15 protein-coding genes and 1 pseudogene are annotated in these 16,973 nt (G+C 65.5%); 7 read left to right on the forward strand and 9 right to left on the reverse strand.

The window, feature by feature from the left end:
• Positions 1-11: 11 nt before the first annotated feature.
• Positions 12-728, reverse strand: coding sequence for a gamma-glutamyl-gamma-aminobutyrate hydrolase family protein (locus tag RT551_RS01075; RefSeq protein WP_313455082.1), 717 nt, complete (start codon positions 726-728; stop codon positions 12-14).
• A gap of 267 nt (positions 729-995) precedes the next feature.
• On the reverse strand, positions 996-2,402 hold the full coding sequence (locus RT551_RS01080) for a PLP-dependent aminotransferase family protein (RefSeq protein ID WP_313455084.1): 1,407 nt from the start codon (positions 2,400-2,402) through the stop codon (positions 996-998).
• A 99-nt stretch (positions 2,403-2,501) separates the two neighbouring features.
• Here RT551_RS01080 and RT551_RS01085 point away from each other — a divergent pair, with 99 nt between their 5' ends.
• Positions 2,502-3,413 (forward strand): DMT family transporter, encoded by a 912-nt coding sequence (locus RT551_RS01085; RefSeq protein ID WP_313455085.1) that lies wholly within the window; start codon positions 2,502-2,504, stop codon positions 3,411-3,413.
• Between the two features lie 19 nt (positions 3,414-3,432).
• Here RT551_RS01085 and RT551_RS01090 read toward each other — a convergent pair whose 3' ends face one another.
• The 3 genes from RT551_RS01090 to RT551_RS01100 are packed head-to-tail and all read right to left on the reverse strand — an operon-like array spanning position 3,433 to position 5,200.
• Positions 3,433-3,981 (reverse strand): thioredoxin family protein, encoded by a 549-nt coding sequence (locus RT551_RS01090; protein ID WP_313455087.1) that lies wholly within the window; start codon positions 3,979-3,981, stop codon positions 3,433-3,435.
• Between the two features lie 5 nt (positions 3,982-3,986).
• On the reverse strand, positions 3,987-4,403 hold the full coding sequence (locus tag RT551_RS01095) for an organic hydroperoxide resistance protein (RefSeq protein ID WP_313455088.1): 417 nt from the start codon (positions 4,401-4,403) through the stop codon (positions 3,987-3,989).
• A gap of 56 nt (positions 4,404-4,459) precedes the next feature.
• Positions 4,460-5,200, reverse strand: a complete 741-nt coding sequence (locus tag RT551_RS01100) for an SDR family oxidoreductase (RefSeq protein WP_313455090.1) — start codon at positions 5,198-5,200, stop codon at positions 4,460-4,462.
• Between the two features lie 236 nt (positions 5,201-5,436).
• On the opposite strand from RT551_RS01100, the gene RT551_RS01105 reads away from it, so the two are divergent.
• Together RT551_RS01105 and RT551_RS01110 are read left to right on the forward strand one after the other, a co-directional pair.
• Positions 5,437-6,180, forward strand: a complete 744-nt coding sequence (locus tag RT551_RS01105) for a response regulator (RefSeq protein WP_313455092.1) — start codon at positions 5,437-5,439, stop codon at positions 6,178-6,180.
• Positions 6,177-7,514 carry an ATP-binding protein gene (locus RT551_RS01110; protein ID WP_313455094.1) on the forward strand — a complete coding sequence of 446 codons (1,338 nt, stop codon included), beginning with the start codon at positions 6,177-6,179 and terminating at the stop codon, positions 7,512-7,514. The genes RT551_RS01105 and RT551_RS01110 overlap by 4 nt, the downstream gene beginning before the upstream one ends.
• Positions 7,515-7,881: 367 nt before the next feature.
• Here RT551_RS01110 and RT551_RS01115 read toward each other — a convergent pair whose 3' ends face one another.
• A complete protein-coding gene (locus RT551_RS01115) occupies positions 7,882-8,514 on the reverse strand; it encodes a response regulator transcription factor (protein WP_313455270.1) in 633 nt (210 codons plus the stop codon).
• Positions 8,515-8,519: 5 nt separating this feature from the next.
• A complete protein-coding gene (locus RT551_RS01120; protein ID WP_313455096.1) occupies positions 8,520-9,623 on the reverse strand; it encodes a histidine kinase in 1,104 nt (367 codons plus the stop codon).
• 149 nt (positions 9,624-9,772) lie between these two features.
• Here RT551_RS01120 and RT551_RS01125 point away from each other — a divergent pair, with 149 nt between their 5' ends.
• The 3 genes from RT551_RS01125 (at position 9,773) to RT551_RS01135 (ending at position 12,289) form a co-directional block, all read left to right on the forward strand.
• A complete protein-coding gene (locus RT551_RS01125) occupies positions 9,773-10,195 on the forward strand; it encodes a DUF2141 domain-containing protein (protein ID WP_313455097.1) in 423 nt (140 codons plus the stop codon).
• 10 nt (positions 10,196-10,205) lie between these two features.
• Positions 10,206-11,729: a carotenoid oxygenase family protein gene (locus tag RT551_RS01130; protein ID WP_313455099.1), complete on the forward strand. Its 1,524-nt coding sequence runs from the start codon at positions 10,206-10,208 to the stop codon at positions 11,727-11,729.
• Between the two features lie 206 nt (positions 11,730-11,935).
• Positions 11,936-12,289: a hypothetical protein gene (locus RT551_RS01135; RefSeq protein WP_313455101.1), complete on the forward strand. Its 354-nt coding sequence runs from the start codon at positions 11,936-11,938 to the stop codon at positions 12,287-12,289.
• Between the two features lie 102 nt (positions 12,290-12,391).
• Here the strand turns inward: RT551_RS01135 and RT551_RS01140 are convergent, their stop codons facing one another.
• A complete protein-coding gene (locus tag RT551_RS01140; RefSeq protein WP_313455102.1) occupies positions 12,392-14,440 on the reverse strand; it encodes a TonB-dependent receptor in 2,049 nt (682 codons plus the stop codon).
• 221 nt (positions 14,441-14,661) lie between these two features.
• Between RT551_RS01140 and RT551_RS01145 the strand changes: the two are divergent.
• Positions 14,662-16,709 (forward strand): annotated as a pseudogene (locus RT551_RS01145) (TonB-dependent receptor).
• Here RT551_RS01145 and RT551_RS01150 read toward each other — a convergent pair.
• Complete coding sequence (locus RT551_RS01150; RefSeq protein WP_313455104.1) at positions 16,704-16,970, reverse strand: hypothetical protein; 267 nt, start codon at positions 16,968-16,970, stop codon at positions 16,704-16,706. The pseudogene RT551_RS01145 and the gene RT551_RS01150 sit on opposite strands and share 6 nt — an antisense overlap.
• Between the last annotated feature and the right edge of the window lie 3 nt (positions 16,971-16,973).

A 16,973-nucleotide genomic window follows, 5' to 3' on the forward strand; every position in this document is an offset into this window, starting at 1 on the left:
TGACAACACCGTTAGGAAGCGCGTTCGGCTTCCAGGCTGTCCAGGAAGCCGAACAGCGCCTGATTCATCTGTGACCAGTCCTGTGCGCGCAGCACGTCGGCCTGCTGCACGAAAGGACGGCCACGCAGCGCGGCCAGCTCCTGCGTGGATGCTGCAATCAGCATCTCCACCACCTCCGGCGTGAACTCCATGTGGCACTGGAAGCCATAGGCACGGGGACTGTACTCGATGATCTGTCGCGGGCAGCCTTCGCTGGTCGCGATGATCGTCGCTTCTGAGGTCAGCCCGGGCATGTCGCCGTGCCAGTGACCCACGTCCAGCGTGTCGGTGAAGCCGGCGAACTTCGGGTTGCTGCGCCCTTCCGGCGTCAGCGTGATCGGGAACTTGCCGATCTCCTTTTCCGGGCTGCGTTCGTGCTGCCCACCCAACGCTTCACCCAGCAGCTGCGCGCCCAGGCAGACGCCGACGACAAGCTTTCCAGCCTCGACGAACGAGCGAATCAACGCCATCTCCGCGTGGGCGTTGAAGTGCGGGCACTCGCTTTGAGGCGTGGCAGGGGACTGCGGGCCACCCATCACCACCAGCATGTCGTGCTGGCTGGCATCCGCCGGTAGTAAGTCACCGCCGTGCAGGTGGGTGACAGTTGCGGTGTGGCCACGCTCCTGTACCCACTGCACGTAGGCACCGGGGGCCTCGAAGGACTCATGGATGACGAAGTGGACCTTCATGGGGATTCCGGGGCGTGGGGGTGGGGTGGGGGCATCATGCCAGACCGGAGCGGTAACGCTACGAACACGGATGGTGGAGCGGTAGGGTCGGTCGACAGACGACCGCCGATGGAAATGATCGGCACGGTGACGAGTGACCTTTGAACGGAGAGGTGCGTTACCCCAGTCGGGGTCATGCGTTCCAGCGTTGATTGTTGTTATCGGTCGTCGTCTGTCGACCGACGCTACCAAAGCGTGCACCCGGGAAGTTCAACGGTCCCGTCGTGATTATGGCCGTACCCCTTTCGCGGCCAGTTCGCCCAACCGCTGCACGGCCTTCTCCAGCTTCGCGTCCCACACCATGCCGCAGCCCAGCCGCACATGGTCGCGGTAATCGCCTCGACTGGAAAACAGTACGCCGGGCGAAATTCCAATGCCTTCGTCCATCGCAGCAGCGGCCAACGCGTCCGCATCACCGTCATCAGGCAACTGCAGCCACAGCGAAAGCCCGCCCTTGGGAGAGCTGCACCGCGTGCCCTCCGGCCAGTACCGTGTAATGGCGTGCTGCATGCGGCAGGCGTTGTCGGCCAACTGCTGGCGCAGGCGGCGCAGATGCCGGTCGAGGTCATGCTGTTCCAGGTAATCCACCAGCGCCAACTGTGGCAGCGTCGGGTTGCCCACGGTGGAGTGATACTTCGCACGCACCAGCGCATCGGTCCATCCGGCACCCAGAATCCAGCCCAGCCGCAGACCCGGGGCCAGCGTCTTGGAGAACGAACTGCAGGTCAGCACCTGCCCGCGCGCGTCGAAGTGCCGCAGCGGCGGCGGGCGCTCACCGGACCAGCCGAGGTCGCCGTAGATGTCGTCTTCAATCACCACGGTGCCGTGGCGGGCGCAGCTGTCCAGCAGGGCCACTTTGTCCGCGTCTGCCAGCACCGTGCCCAGCGGGTTGTGGAAGTTGGGTACCAGCACGGCAGCGCGTACCGGGGTCTGCTCCAGCAGCACGTCCAGCCGCGCCAGATCCAGCGCGCCGCCCTGGCGATGCGGCAGCTCCAGCACCTTCAGCCCGTGCGCCGCCACGGCCTGCAGAATGCCGTGGTAAGTCGGCGTTTCCACGATCACCACGTCGCCCGGTTGGGTCAGCACCCGCAACGCTAGGCTGATCGCCTCCATGGAGCCGGCGGTGATCACCACTTCGTCAGGTGATACATCCGTCGCCAGCCGCGCATAGCGCTGGGCGATCAAGCGCCGCAGTGGTGCATGCCCCTGCGGCGGCGCGTAGTCCAATGCTTGTTGCTGGCTGCGGCGCAGCGTGCGTGCCATCGAGGTGGCCAGCGCTTTGGCGGGCAACAGTTCAGTGGCTGGCGAAGCGTTATGCAGTGCCAGCAGGTCAGTGCGGGCCAGCAGCTCATGCAGTCGCGCCAGCGCGGGATTGTCGACCGGGTGCGGCACGCGTCGGCGTGGTGCGGTGCTGCGCGGGGGTTCCGGGCTGGCCAGCACGTAGTAGCCGGAGCGCGGACGGGCCTGCACCAATCCCTCGCGTTCCAGCTGCAGACAGGCCTGCACCGCCGTGGCGGGGCTGACACCGTGGCCGCTGGCCAGCTGGCGGATCGATGGCAGGCGCTCACCGGCGCGCAGCACGCCCTGCGCGATCTGCTCGCGCAGGGTGGCGGCAATGGCGGAATAGAGCAGCATGGGGGTTCCCATCTGTACTGGTCGAAATTGATTCTAGCTGAGTCTGTATTGGTCGCGTGTGGAGGCACAGACTGGCCTTCCCCCTCATCGGAAGCGGCCATGCAGGCGTCCTCTCCCTCCCAGGCCTGGCTGGCTCTCTGGCAGCTGGTGGTGGCCGAAATCCTGATCGGTTCGGTCGGCGTGTTCGTCCACGAAAGCGGCCAAGACCCGATCACGGCGGTGTTCTACCGCTGCCTGTTCGGTGCGGTGTTCCTGCTGGCATGGGGCATTGCGCGCGGGCATCTGCAAGGCGTGTGGCGCGACCGGGTGTTCCTGCGCGGCGCGGTGATCTCCGGCGTGCTGCTGGTGCTGAACTGGGTGGCGCTGTTTGCCGGCATGGCGCGGTCGTCAATCGGCGTGGCGACCATGGTGTATCACTGCTTCCCGTTCGTGATGCTGATTCTGGCCGCGCTGGTGTTGAAGGAGCGCACGCGTCCCGCCGACTGGGGCTGGACGGTGCTGGCGTTCGTGGGTGTGGCCGCGTCGGCTGATCCTATGCAGGTGCTGGCCGGCAGCAGCGGCTATCTGCTGGGCATCGGCTTGACCCTGCTGGCGGCGCTGCTGTGCGGCGCGTCGCTGCTGATGTCGCGGCAGATCGGGCGCGAGCGGCCGTTCGCCTTGGTCACCGTGCAGTGCCTGGTGGGGGTGCTGATGCTGGCGGGATTCTCCGATGCCGGTGCGCTTCACCTCGGAGGCCATTGGGTGTGGCTGATCGGGCTCGGCATCATCCACAGCGGCATTGTGTATGTGCTGTTCTACTCTTCGTACCGGCATCTGCCGGTAGCCACCATCGCGGTGATTGCGTTCGTGTATCCGCTGGTGGCGCTGCTGCTGGACTACGTGGTGTATGGGCATCGATTGAGCCCCATCCAGCTGGCTGGGCTGGGGCTGATCGTGGTCGGTACGCTGGGGGTGAATCTGAAGTGGTCGCTGCCGGTGGGACGGAAATTGAGCCCGGTGTCGGAACAATGACCGACCCCACCGACGCACGTTATCCCCGACCCATCAGCAGTGAGCGGATCTTCGCCTCTGTCTGCGCGTACTCGCCTTCGCCCAGGTGCTGATAGACGATTCGTCCCTCCTGGTCGATCAGGTACAGCGCGGGCCAGAAGCGGTTCCCATACGCGTTCCAGGTCGCATACCCGTTGTCCATCGCCACCGGGTAGGTGATGCCGAACTGTTTGACCGCGTCCTGCACATTGCCCAACTGCTTTTCGTAACCGTATTCCGGCGTATGCACGCCCACCACCACCAGACCCTGGTCGCGATAGCGTTCATGCCACTGCTTCACGTGCGGGGTGACCCGCGCGCAGTTGATACACGAATACGTCCAGAACTCCACCAGCACCACCTTGCCGCGCAGGTCGCTCATGTTCAGGGCGGGCGAGTTGATCCAGTGATCGATCCCGGCGAACTCCGGGGCCATCGGCGACGGCGAGGCATGGGTGGGCGGCACCGGGTCCTCCGGTGCCAACGGAGAGCAGGCGGCAGCAAACACAGATGCTCCCAGCAATGTGATGATGGCAGGCAGCTTCTTCATGGCGCTCACCCCAGTTCGATCTGCGCGTTGATGTTGCCGCGCGTGGCCTTGGAATACGGACAGGTCTGATGCGCCTGCGTGATGATGGCCTGTGCCGTGGCAACATCCAGCCCGGGCAGGTAGATCCGCAGCCGCGCCTGTAGCTGGTAGCCCGTGCTGTTCTGGCCCAGATCCACTTCGGCGTCCACCGCCGCGTCCGCCGGCAGCGTGACCTGCAAAGCACGCGCGGCGAAGCCCATGGCACCCAGGAAGCAGGCCGACCAGCCTGCAGCGAACAGCTGTTCGGGGTTGGTGCCGGGACGCGGGCTGCCGGGCGGGGAAAGGACGATATCCAGCTGGCCATCGTCGCTACGGGCATGGCCGTCACGGCCGCCGCGGGTGTGGGTCTTGCCGGTGTACAGGACGGTATCGAGTGCGTTCATGGGTGCAGGGCTCCAGATCAGGGATGGGGCGGGGTTTGGATTGAAAGGCGGGTCGATCAGATCGAGAAGCCACCGTCCAAGGTCAGGCTGGCTCCGGTCATGTAGCTGGACTCGGCGCTCGCCAGCCATGCGGCAAGCGCGGCGACCTCATCCGGATGACCCACGCGTCCGGAAGGGCTACGCGCGATCAGGTGGTCCAGGAAGCCGGCGGTGATGTCGGTCTCGATCGGACCGGGCTGGATGTTGTTGAGGGTGATGCGGCGCGGGACCAGCTCCAACGCCAGCTCGCGCACCAGCACGGCCACGGCGGCCTTGCTCATCGCGTAAACGCCGCTACCGGCCACGCCGCTTCGCTGCGCGGTGTTGCTGCCGATGGTGATGATGCGGCCGCCCTCCTCCATCTGTGCCGATGCGGCCTGGATGGCAAGGAACACGCCGCGGATGTTGACCGCCAGCATCTGGTCGAGCGTCTGCAGCGGGAACGATTCGAGCGGGCTGCCCTGGTAGATGCCCGCGTTCACTACCGTCACGCTCAGGGCACCGAACTGCTCGACAGCGGAGGCAACGGCCCCCCTGATCGCGTCTGCATCGGCGGCATCTGCCTGCAGGGCGATGGCGTGACCGCCGTCCGACTGGATGGCCGCCACGACTTCGGCCGCCTTGTCGGCGCGGGACGCGTAGGTCAGGGCAACACGGTAGCCTTCCCGCGCAAGCCGACGGGCGATGGCGGCACCAATGCCACGGGAGCCGCCGAAAACCAAGGCGGACTTGGGAATGCTGGAATCTGCAGTGCTCATGAGGGATCCTTGGATGACTGCCGGCGGGCTCGCCGGCGTTGGGCACATTTCGCGCCCTGCGCGTATCCACGGGGTGTCCTGCAACCGGGCTTTTTGTCTCCGAGTGCACCCAGGCAGGCTTCGTACACACTTTGGTACAAAGACCCGCCCGGGCGGGCGCCGACACCTGCCACGAGGGCGCTAACATCAGTGCCACGGGGCATGAGCCCCATCCTGACGGCAGCCGAGCGTTCTTCATGTCCACCCACACCGATCACATCCTGGTTGTCGATGACGACCGTGACATCCGCCAGATGGTGGGCGACTACCTGCTGCGAAATGGGCTGCGGGTGAGCCTCGCGGCGGACGGGCGCGAGATGAAGGCCACGCTGGACACCGCCGATATCGACCTGGTGGTGCTGGACGTGATGATGCCCGGCGAGGATGGCCTGTCGCTGTGCCGCAATCTTCGCGCTGGGCGGCACCGTGCGGTACCGGTGCTGCTGTTGACCGCGCGCGACGACGAGACCGATCGCATCATCGGCCTGGAAATGGGCGCGGACGACTACCTGACCAAGCCGTTCTCCTCGCGGGAGCTGCTGGCGCGCATCAATGCCGTGCTGCGCCGCACGCGCATGCTGCCGCCCAACCTGCAGGTTTCCGAAGCCAGCCGGTTGATCGGCTTTGGCGACTGGCGCCTGGATACCACCGCGCGCCACCTGCTGGACACCGCCGATACCGCGTATCCGCTGAGCGGGGCCGAGTTCCGTCTGCTGCGGGTGTTCATCGACCACCCGCAGCAGGTGCTCAGCCGCGACCAGCTGCTCAACCTCACCCAGGGACGCGATGCCGACGTGTTCGATCGCTCGATCGACCTGCTGGTCAGCCGGCTGCGCCAGCGGCTGGGCGATGGCGCGCGTGAGCAGACCTACATCAAGACGGTACGCAGCGAAGGCTATGTGTTCAGCCAGCCGGTGGTGCTGATCGGCGAGGGCGCATGAGCGCGCCGGCGCGACGCTGGCATCTGCTGCCGCGCACCCTGTGGATGCGGCTGCTGCTGATTCTGGGCGTCGGGCTGCTGTTGGCGCATGCGCTGTCATTCGCGCTGCTGTTCCAGGAGCGCATGGATGCCACGCGCAGCATGATGCTGCGCAACCTGTATGAGGACGTGCCGGTGAGCGTGGCGCTGCTGGAGCGCCTGCCAGCGGCCGAACGCGCCGCATGGACTCCCCGTCTGGAACGGCGCACCTACCGCTATCTGCTGCGCCCGGCGCAGCCGGGAACCGCGTTGAACGGTGCGAGTGCGCGTCAGGTGACTGCCCTGATCAACGATGCGCTTGGGCGCGAGTACGCGCTTCGGCCTCGCGCGGTGTCACGGATACCCGAACGTTATGAGGTTGAGCTGAGTCTGCGTGATGGCAGCCCGCTCACCATCGAAGTCACGCCCTCGTTGATGCCTGTCGCCACCTGGCTGCCGTGGGTGCTGGCACTGCAGGTGCTGTTGTTGCTGGTCTGTGTGGCGGCCGCGGTGCGACTGGCAACACGGCCGCTGGCCCGCCTGGCCACGGCGGCCGGCCAGATGGACCCGGCCGGCGGGGGGGCAGCACTGCCGGAGCACGGTCCGACCGAAGTCATGCAGGCGGCGCAGGCGTTGAATGCCCTGCAGACGCGTGTCGCCGCGCACGTGTCCGAGCGCACCCAGCTGCTGGCGGCGATCTCGCATGACCTGCAGACGCCGCTTACCCGCATGCGCCTGCGCGTGGAGGCGATGGACGAAGGGGATGCGCAGGACAAGCTGATGCGCGATATAGATCAGGTGAGTCAGCTGGTCCGCGATGGGTTGAACTATGCGCGCGGCACCCGCATTGCACTGGATGCGCCGGTGCGCCTGGATCTGCGGGCGTTCCTCGAGAGTGTGGTGGATGACTATCAGGATGCCGGACGTGACGTACACCTGCAGGTTTCAGAGAGCGCGTTGCGTGACACCCATCCGCCGGTGCTGCGGCGGGTGCTGCAGAATCTGATCGACAACGCGCTTGCCTATGCGGGCGGCGTGGAGACCCGGCTGCGGGTGGAGGGTGGAGTCGTGCACATCGATGTGCTTGATCGTGGCCCCGGTATCCCTGAGGACCAGCTTGAACAGGTGTTGCAGCCGTTTACGCGGTTGGAGCCTTCGCGTAGTCGCGATACGGGCGGAACTGGGCTGGGGCTGGCGATTGCCCAGCAGTTGGCGCAGGCGCTGGGAGGGCACCTTCGATTGTCCAATCGCGAAGGCGGCGGGTTGCAGGCAACGCTGAAGCTGGGATGCGCTGATACCGGCACCGCACTGCACTGACGCTGAAACCGACACCGACACCGACACCGACACTGACCAACACCAACACCAACACCAACACCAACACCAACACTGACACTGACACTGACACTGACACTGACACTGCGGTAGGGTCGGTCGATAGACGACCGCCGTGGAATTGCCAACGACCGGTAACGCATGACCACCAAACGAAGAAGCGCCTCTCCGTTCAATTTTCATGCGTTACCGTGCAGATCACCGTCATCGGCGGTCGACTGTCGTCCGACCCTACCAGTTCCAAGGTTTCCGCAGTTCCAGCAGTTCCAGCAGTTCCAGCAGTTCGCGCAGTTCCCGGAATTCCAACAGTTCCAACAGGGCCTGCGATTCGACGCCAGAACAGCGCGTCTCAGATGATCCGTAGCGTGATCGCCTTCAACACCGCACGCGTACGGTCACGCGTGCCCAGCTTGTCCAGAATGGTGGAGACATAGTTCTTCACCGTGCCCTCAGCCAGAAACAGGCTGCGTGCAATCTCCTTGTTGGAATACCCGCCGGCCAACAGCCGCAGGATCGCCACTTCCTTCTCGCCGAACGTGTCGCTGGGCGGTGCCTCGTCGTGGAAGCGGTAGCGTGCCCGCACCGGGTCGGTACTCACCGGCAGCAACAGGGTATCCCCACCGGCCACCTTCAGGATCGCCTCGTGCAGATCCTCTGGCGCGGCGTCCTTGAGCATGAAGCCCTGCGCACCGGCCTCGCTTGCCTGCAGCAGCAGCTCGCTCTCATCAAAGGTGGTCAGCAGCAGCAACGGCGTGCTGTCACCACGGGCGCGCAACTGCCGCGTGGCGGCAATGCCATCCACGCCCGGCATACGCACATCGCTCAGCACCACATCCACCTTCTGCTCCGCCAGGCCATCCAGCAGGCCTTGGCCGTCATCCGCCTCCAGCACCACCTCGATGCCCAGCCCCTGCAACAGGGCGCGCAATCCAGCGCGCACCAAGGCCTGGTCATCGGCCAGGGCCACACGCAGGGCAGTCACCGCGCTCACGCCGGCAACCAAGCGGTCAGGTGCATGCCCCCGGCATCGGTGCGTGCCAGCTCCAGCTGCCCATGCACGGCAGCCAGCCGCTCACGCATGCCGGTGATGCCATTGCCCTCGCGGATGCGTTCGGCACGTTGGCCGTCGTCGCGAATGTCGATACGCACGCTGTGCTCTTCCTTGTCGATGTTCAACCACACGGTATCCGCATCGCCATGGCGGGCGGCATTGGTCAACGCCTCCTGCACCAGCCGTAGCACGGCGTCGGCGACCAGTGGATTCGCAATGCGCACCTGTTCGCCAATATGCACGCGCAGGTCCGGGCGCGGGAACGGGGTGGCCAGCGCCTGCAACGCGGTGGCCAGGTCCAGCCCGCGCTCGTCGCGCATGCTCTGCACCACCTGACGGATGTCGCCCAGCAGTTCCGCCGAAAGCTGTTCCACCAGTTGCACCCGCTCGCGCGTGGCCGGCGTGGCGTCGCTGGCCAGGGCGCGCAGGTTGAGTCGCATCGCGGTGAGCTTGTGCCCGGCCACGTCATGCAGTTCGCGGGCCAGCCGTAGGCGCTCGGCGTCGCGTGCGCTGTCGGCGAGCAGGGCGCGGGTGGCCAGCAGGTCGGCGTTGACGCGGGCCAAGGCCTCGCGAGCCAGCTCGGAGCTGCGGGCGTAATGCGCGGTAAGTGCCGCGAACGCCTGGAAGCCAGCGTAGATGGTGGTAACCAGAAAGGGGTGATTGGCCCCGCCGGTACGCAAGGCGAGATAAAGACACACGTTGACCACCAGCGCCGACACCAGCACGGTGCGCGCCGGCCAATGCTCGGCAAGGTGGGCGATCAACACCACCAGCAGCACCGGCAGGGTTCCGACCCGCGGTTCCAGCCAGACCAGGGTCAGCGCTGTCAGCGCCAGCAGCACATCGCTGACCAGCCGCCAGCGCGAGCGCACGGGCAGGTGGTCGTAGATGACGAACAGCACCATGAACACGCCCAGCGCCGCCCAGCGCAGCGTCTGCTCGCCCTGCGTGGCCACGCCCAGCGAAAGCCCAACCGCCACGATGGTCAGCAGGCCGGCCAGGCTGAGGGGGCTGATCAGGTTGCGCAGGAAGGAGGACATGCCCGCATGCTGCCCGCCCGTCGCCCGGTTCGGCAATGGGGTCCACGCAGAAAGTGACTTCTGGCACTGCGGATCGATGACCACTGGGCATGGGTTGGGTCGACCCTGCCGCGCAGACTGGCTCCACACACCCAACCGGAGTCCGCGCCATGGTCCGCACCCTGTTCAACCTGCTTCCCTATGCCTGCCTGCTGGTAGCGACCTCCGCCTCCGCCGGCGACCTGCAGGTGGATCTGCAGGACGTGTTCACCCATACCGGCACCCTGCATGTGGCGGTGGTGGACGGCCCGGCCGGCTGGAACAACCAGGCCAAGCCGGTGCAGGCCCGGTCGCTGAAGGCCGAGGCGGACAAGGTGCACCTGGTGTTCAAGAACCTGCCTGCGGGCGACTACGCGGTGCTGGTCACCCACGACCAGAACGACAACGGCAAGCTGGATACCAACATGCTGGGCATTCCGGTGGAAGGCTACGGTTTCAGCAACAACCCGCAGCTGATGCGCAAACCGACCTTCGAAGAGGCGCGGGTGCACGTACCGGCGGAAGGTTCCACCATCTCCGTCATCCTGCGCTGAGGCTCGCATCATGGACCGTCGCCGCTTCCTGCAGTCGCTGCTGTCTGTCGCCACCACCGCCGCCATCGGCGGCGTGGCCCTGCGCGCCGCGCCGGCACTCGCCGGTGATGCCGCTGCCTTCGCCGCTGCCCATGAGCAGCATCCCTGGTTGACCGGTTGGCGCAGTGTGACCAGCGAAACCCTGGGTCCGGCCACGGTGGACCTGCAGGGCCGGCTGCCGGCGGGGTTCGCCGGCACGCTGTACCGGAACGGCCCGGCCTGGAAGGAGCGCAATGGCTTCCGCTATGACCACTGGTTCGACGGCGACGGCATGGTCCACGGCTGGCAGTTCAACGGTAACGGCACGCTCACCCACCGTGGCCAGATGGTGCAGACACCCAAGTTCACACGCGAGCAGAAGGCCGGCCGCTTCCTGTACCCGGCGGCGGGCACCGACGTGCCGAACCGCCAGGCCGTGCGCAACAACGACGACGCCAACGCGGCAAACACCTCGGTGATGGTGGTCAATGGCCGTCTGTTTGCGCTGTGCGAAGCCGGCTCGGCGTTCGAGATGGACCCGCAGGAACTGGGCACGATCGGTGCCACCACCTGGCGGTCAGACCTGGCTTCGATACCGTTCTCGGCGCACCCGCTGGTGGACCGCGACGGTAGCGTGTGGAACTTCGGCAGCATTTCGCTGCTGGGCGGCACCGGGCTGCTGGTGTGGCACATCGGCGCGGACGGTCAGCTGCGCTCCGCCAGCGTGGTCGACACGCCCTTCCTGGGCTACATGCACGCCTTTGCGATGACGGACTCGCACCTGGTGTTCATGCTGATGCCGTTTGATCGCAAAGAGGGCGGTGGCGCGTTCTTCGAACGCATGCAGTTCGCGCCGCAGCGGCCGTGCCAGATTGCCGTGGTGCCCAAGTCGGCACCGGACACCGCGCGCTGGTTCGAAGCGGCGTTCACTGCGGCCTATCACTTCGGCGATGCCTACGAGAAGAACGGCCGCATCGTGATGCGCACGGTGCGGCATGACGACATCGACGAAGCGCGTTCGCCGATGAAGGCGGCGATGGAAGGCGACGCCGCGCATGCCGCCAACTCAGACGCGAGCCTGCTCGAGCTGCATCTGGACCTGCGCAGCGGCACCGCGCGCTGGGAGGAAACCGGAATCCGCGGTATTGAGTTCCCGATGTTCGACAGCCGCACCGCGGGTGATAAAGGCGCACGCCTGTACACCCCGGTGATCCAGGGCGAGCACAGCGCACCGTACTTCAACGGTGTGGCGGGGTTTGATGTGGATCGCGGCCGTCGCCAGGTGTGGCGTTACGGCACCGATATCCTGGCCGAGGAGCATGTGTTCGTGCCGCGTCCGGGCAGCCGCAGGGCGGATGACGGCTGGCTGGTGGGCACGCTGCTGGATTCGGCGAATCAGCGCAGCGGTATTGCGGTGCTGGATGCGCGGCGGATTGATGAGGGTCCGCTGGCGCAGGCGTGGCTGCCGTATGCGGTGCCGCTGGGGTTCCATGGCACGTTTGCGGCGAAGGGATGATGGGGGTTGCCGGCCAGCGGCCGGCACTACCGGTGCGAGGTGGGGTGCGGTAGGGTCGGTCGATAGACGACCGCACGTGGTGGAATTGCCGCTGTAACGCATGACCTTCGAACGGGGACGCGCTTCTGCGTCAGAGGTCATGCGTTTGCCGCGCCGATCATCGTTACCGGCCGTCGTCTGTCGACCGACGCTACCAAGGCATCCGCATGAGCCAGAGCATCCTGTTGTATCTGAATGACGAAGCGGTGGCCACGCTCCAGGACCTGCGGCAGGAGACGCCGTGGTTCACCGCCACCGCACACTTCAGTGATGTCGCTGTGGGCGAAACACTGGAGCGTGTGACGCGCTTCCGTACCTTTGACCAGCAGTTGGAAGCGCTGGACCTGCCGGAAGATGAGGAAGAGGACCGGTGGGAAGCCAAGCTGGCCGAGCTCGGCTTGACCCATGCCGATCTGGGTCTGGATTTTGACGGGCAGTGGTCGGTCGTGATGGAGGATGGAACGGAGCAGGAAGTCCGGTCCATCCGATTCGAGGACGGTGTGGTGCAGTGGCGCGGATGATCCGGCACCGCGGGGACACGCATGGCGTGTCCCTACAGGCCAGGATGCATCCAGCGTAGTGACACGCCATGCGTGTCACCACCCTCCGTCCGTACGCTGCAATCAGAACCGCGCCGTCGCCCCCACAAAGAACGTGCGCGCCCCACCATCGTAGTTGTTGCCTTCGTCGATGGTCGACACATCCCCAAGGTTCAACACGCCGGTGCGCAGGGTCAGGTGTTCGTTGACATCAAACCCGGTCACCAGGTCCACCGTCGTATACGCCTTGGCAAAGGTCGAACTGGTCGCCGACACCAGCTGCTTGCCGATGTGCTGCGCACTCAGGTTCAACGACCACGCATCCGTCACCTGCCAGTCCAGCGAGGTATTGGCGGTCAGTTCCGGCACCACCAGCAGGGTGGCTCCGGTGGTGCGGTTCTTCGATTCCAGCATGCGGGTGGCATTGGTAGTCCAGCTCAGGCGCTCGTGCAGCGGCACGGTGACGCTGGCTTCCACGCCACGGGTGCGGGCCTTCTGGATGTTCTGCGCCACCGTCCACCAGTAACCGTTGACGAAGCTGGTGGTCTGGCCGGGAATCTGGGACAGCGGCACCTGCTCGATCTTGTCATCGAAGTTGGTCAGGAAGTAGGTCGCCGATGCCGACCAGCCGTTCTTGTCAAAGCCCACGCCCAGCTCGTAGTTGGTGCTGGTTTCCGGTTCCAGATTGGGGTTGCCGGCCATGTAGCAGCCACGCGTGCCATCGGCGTTCACCGACCGGCTGCTCCAGCCTTCGGCGGTGAGCGCGCGGCAGCCGTTGCCGCCGGACTGGGTGGCCGCGCCGGCGGTACCCTGCTTCAGGTTGGGCGCGCGGAAGCCTTCGGAGATGCCACCCCGGATGGTCCACGCATCGCTCGGATGCCAAACGCCATAGATACGCGGGCTGAGGTTGTCGTCGTAGTTTTCGGTGTTGTCCCAGCGCAGGCCCACGGTCAGGATGAAGCGCTCGTGCAGGGTGATGTGGTCTTCGGCGAACAGCGCCCAGGAATCGGCCTCGCTGGTCGGGCTGATGCGGCCGCTGCCGGTCCAGGTCACCGGCACGGTGCCGATGGTGTCGCTGTTCTCCAGCTCCTCGCGCTTCCACTGGCCACCGACGTTCAGGCTGTGCTCGAAGCCCCAATGGAAGCCTCTGGTGAAGGCGGTATCGAACACGGTCTCCTTGGAGTGGTTGCCCACTTCGCTGCCCTTGTCCTCGTAGTCGTTCTGCACCAGCGTGGTTTTGGAGGTGGTGGCGTCGCCGTACTTGCCGTCATGGCTCAGCACGTAGCCGGTCTGCACCAGCTTGGACAGGCCCCAGCTGCTGACCTCACCCGCGCCGCTGTTGCGCTGCACGCCGCGCGAGGCTTCCACACCCACGGTGTGGTCATCATTGATGCGCCAGTTGAACAGCACGTTGGCATTCTCAGCCTTGTTGCCCGGAGTCTGGCGTGCGCCACGGTCGGATTCGCGGTCGGTCACATTCGCACCCACGCGAACGCCCAGGTTCTCGGTCAGCGGGCCGCTGAACAGCGCGCCCATCTGGGTGGTGTTGCCGCGGTCGTCGGCATCGGGCTTGCTGTAGTTGAAGGTGACCGAGCCGCCCCATTCGGTGGCGATCTTGCGGGTGATGATGTTGATCACGCCGCCCATGGCGTCGCTGCCGTACAGCGAGGACATCGGACCGCGCACCACTTCGATGCGCTCGATCATGTCCGGCGACAGCCAGTTCAGATCCTGCGGACCCAGGTCATCGCGGTAGTTCACGCCGGCCGAGCTGCCCTGGCGGCGGCCGTCGATCAGGATCAGGGTGTACTGCTCGGGCAGGCCGCGCAGGCGGATCTTCGACTGTGCACCGGACAGCGCATAGCCACCGGTCACGCCGGGCACGGTGCTGAGTAACTGACCGATGCTGCTGACCGGCTTGCGCTCGATCTCCTCACGGGTGATCACGCTGATGCTGGCCGGGGCGTCCTTGATCCACTGCTGGGCACCGGTGGCGGTGACCACCACGGTGTCCATCTGCTGGGCATTGCCGCCGGCAGCGGCATCCGGGGCGGCGTGGGCCTGGGCGGCAAGGGCAAGGGTAACGGCGACGGCCAGGGTCGAGACAGTGCGGGAAACGTGGGGGAACGACATCGAAGCAGTACTCCTGATGGCAGGGTCCGCTGGCGATGGCTGGGACATCCTTGTGGGTTGAATGCGACAGAAAACTTAACAAAGGTATCACGAATCATTCGCATTTGACACAAAACGACACGGGCGGTCGCCGGCTGTTGGGTGATACATGGAATGTTATAATGTCCCACTTCCTGCCCCTTCATAGGGGGTGGCCCACTGTTCCTGGTTTCCGAGCCCCCATGAAGATCCACGTTCTCGTGGCCGCCGTCGCGGCTGCACTGCTTGCCCCCACCGCTTACGCGCAGTCGGCCGATTCGGCCCTCACCCTGGGCAAAGTCGACGTTCACCAGCACGCCGAAGGGCAGCTCACCGCCCACCAGGTGCTGACCTCGGTGGACGTGCTCGGTGCCGATCAGATCGAGGACAAGAACGTCTCGCACAGCTGGGAACTGCTGGGCCAGATGCCGGGCATGCAGCTGACCGAGACCCGCCAGGGTGCCGAATCGGGCAAGGTCAGCTTCCGTGGCTTCAACGGCGAGGGCTACCTCAATGCGATCAAGACCCTGATCGACGGCGTACCCAGCAACGTCAACAGCGGCAACCAGCGCTTCATCGACATGCTGTTCCCGCTGGAAATCAGCTACATCGAAGTCGTGCGTGGCACCAACGATCCGCGTTACGGGCTGCACAACATCGGTGGCAACGTGAACTTCGGCACCCGACAGGGCGGCAACTACGCCGACGCGCGGCTGGGCTATGGCAGCTACAACACCCGTGAGGCGCAGTTCGCGCTGGGCCGCGAAAGCAATGGCTTCGCGCAGAACTACTTCGTCGGCTGGAATGACACCGATGGCTACCGCGACCACGACAGCTCGAAGAAGTATTCCATCGGCGGCAAGTGGTTCTATGGCGACCTGGACCAGGACGGCATGCGCATTGGCATGACCGCACGTGCCTACCATCACGAGGCCGACGAGGCCGGCTTCATGACCGCCGACGAGATGCGCGCCGACCGCCGCGGCTCGGACATCCGCAACGCCAACGATGGCGATGACCGTGACATGCGCCAGTTCGCCGTGCACATGGACCTGAAGCTGGCCGACAATGTGTTCTTCGGCACCAAGCTGTACTACAACCGCTACGAAGACGACCGTCGCGTCACCTTCAGCGACCTGCCCACCGGCAATGCCCCGCGTCAGCGCCGCATCTGGGACGAAAAGCAGATCGGCATGCTCAACACCGTGACCTGGCAGGCCAGCGATGTGCTGATCCTGGAAGGCGGGTTGAACTACGAGCACCAGGACAACGCCTACATCCGCCAGCGCTTCAATTACAGCGAACCCACCGACTTCTGGGCCACGCCGGCACGCGTGCAGAACGACGACCGCCACACCTTCGACAACTGGGGTGCCTACGTGCAGGCGATCTACCAGCCGATCGACGCGCTGAAGATCGTGCCGGCCTACCGCGTGGACCGCTTCGATGGTGATACCCACCTGCCCGGTGGCATCACCGGCAAGCTGCAGGACTACGGCACCATCGAACAGCCCAAGCTGAGCGTGGTGTACGCCTTCACCCCCACCACCAACGTATATGCGAACTGGGGCCGTACCTTCCAGGTGCTGACCGGTTCCACCCCGCCCGCCTACCTCACCCCTGGCCAGGCTGCGGTTGCTCCGTCCACCAACACCGGTGTCGAGCTGGGCCTCAAGTTCAGTCCGTTCGCCGGCAGCCAGGCACGCCTGGCGGTGTGGCAACAGGACGCGGAGAACGAAACCTCGAACATGCCCGCCACCGGTACCACGGTAACCCTGGGCAAGACCCGCCGCCGGGGCGTGGATGCACAGTTCAACGCGCAGCTCGGTGGGAATTGACGGTGTGGGCCTCGCATGCCTACCAGGAAGCGAAGATCACCCGCGACGACCGCGCCGCCAGCATCAGTCTGGAAGGCAACGAAGTGGCTGCTGTGCCGCGCCACATCAGCAACATCGGCCTGGACTACCAGGCCACCGACGCGCTGCAGCTGGGGCTGCAGGGGCGTGCGCAGGGTGACTACTACCTCGAAGAGCGCAACGTGGCCGGCAAGTACGGTGATTTCGTCGTGCTCGACCTGAGCGCCCGCTACCAGTTCAGCCCGCTCTGGAGCGTGGACGTGCAGGTGAAGAACGTGACAGGCCGCGAGCATGCCTACGCGTGGTACGACAGCTTCTTCTGGGACCAGGCGCGGCCGATGTTCTCACCGGCTGCCGGTCGTTCGGTGTTCGTCGGGTTCAACATGAAGTTATGAGGAAGAAATCTCGCACGTCGGCGGAAATGCATCGCGGTGAACGCCATCGACAGACACGATGGCGTCCAACCGCACAGTCCGGCCATCATCCAGCCGCATCGTCTCCACCCCGTGATGCGCGGTGATATCGACAATGCGGGCGTGCAGCGCGTGCTCGCTACCATCTGCTTCAATCACCATCGGCACCGAACGCCGCTGCAGCGCAACGGTTTCCAGCACATCGTGAAACTCGCAGTTGATCGGAACATAAGGCCGGGACATGGC

Origin of the sequence: Stenotrophomonas sp. (assembly GCF_032103445.1) — a bacterium.
Lineage (GTDB): Bacteria > Pseudomonadota > Gammaproteobacteria > Xanthomonadales > Xanthomonadaceae > Stenotrophomonas.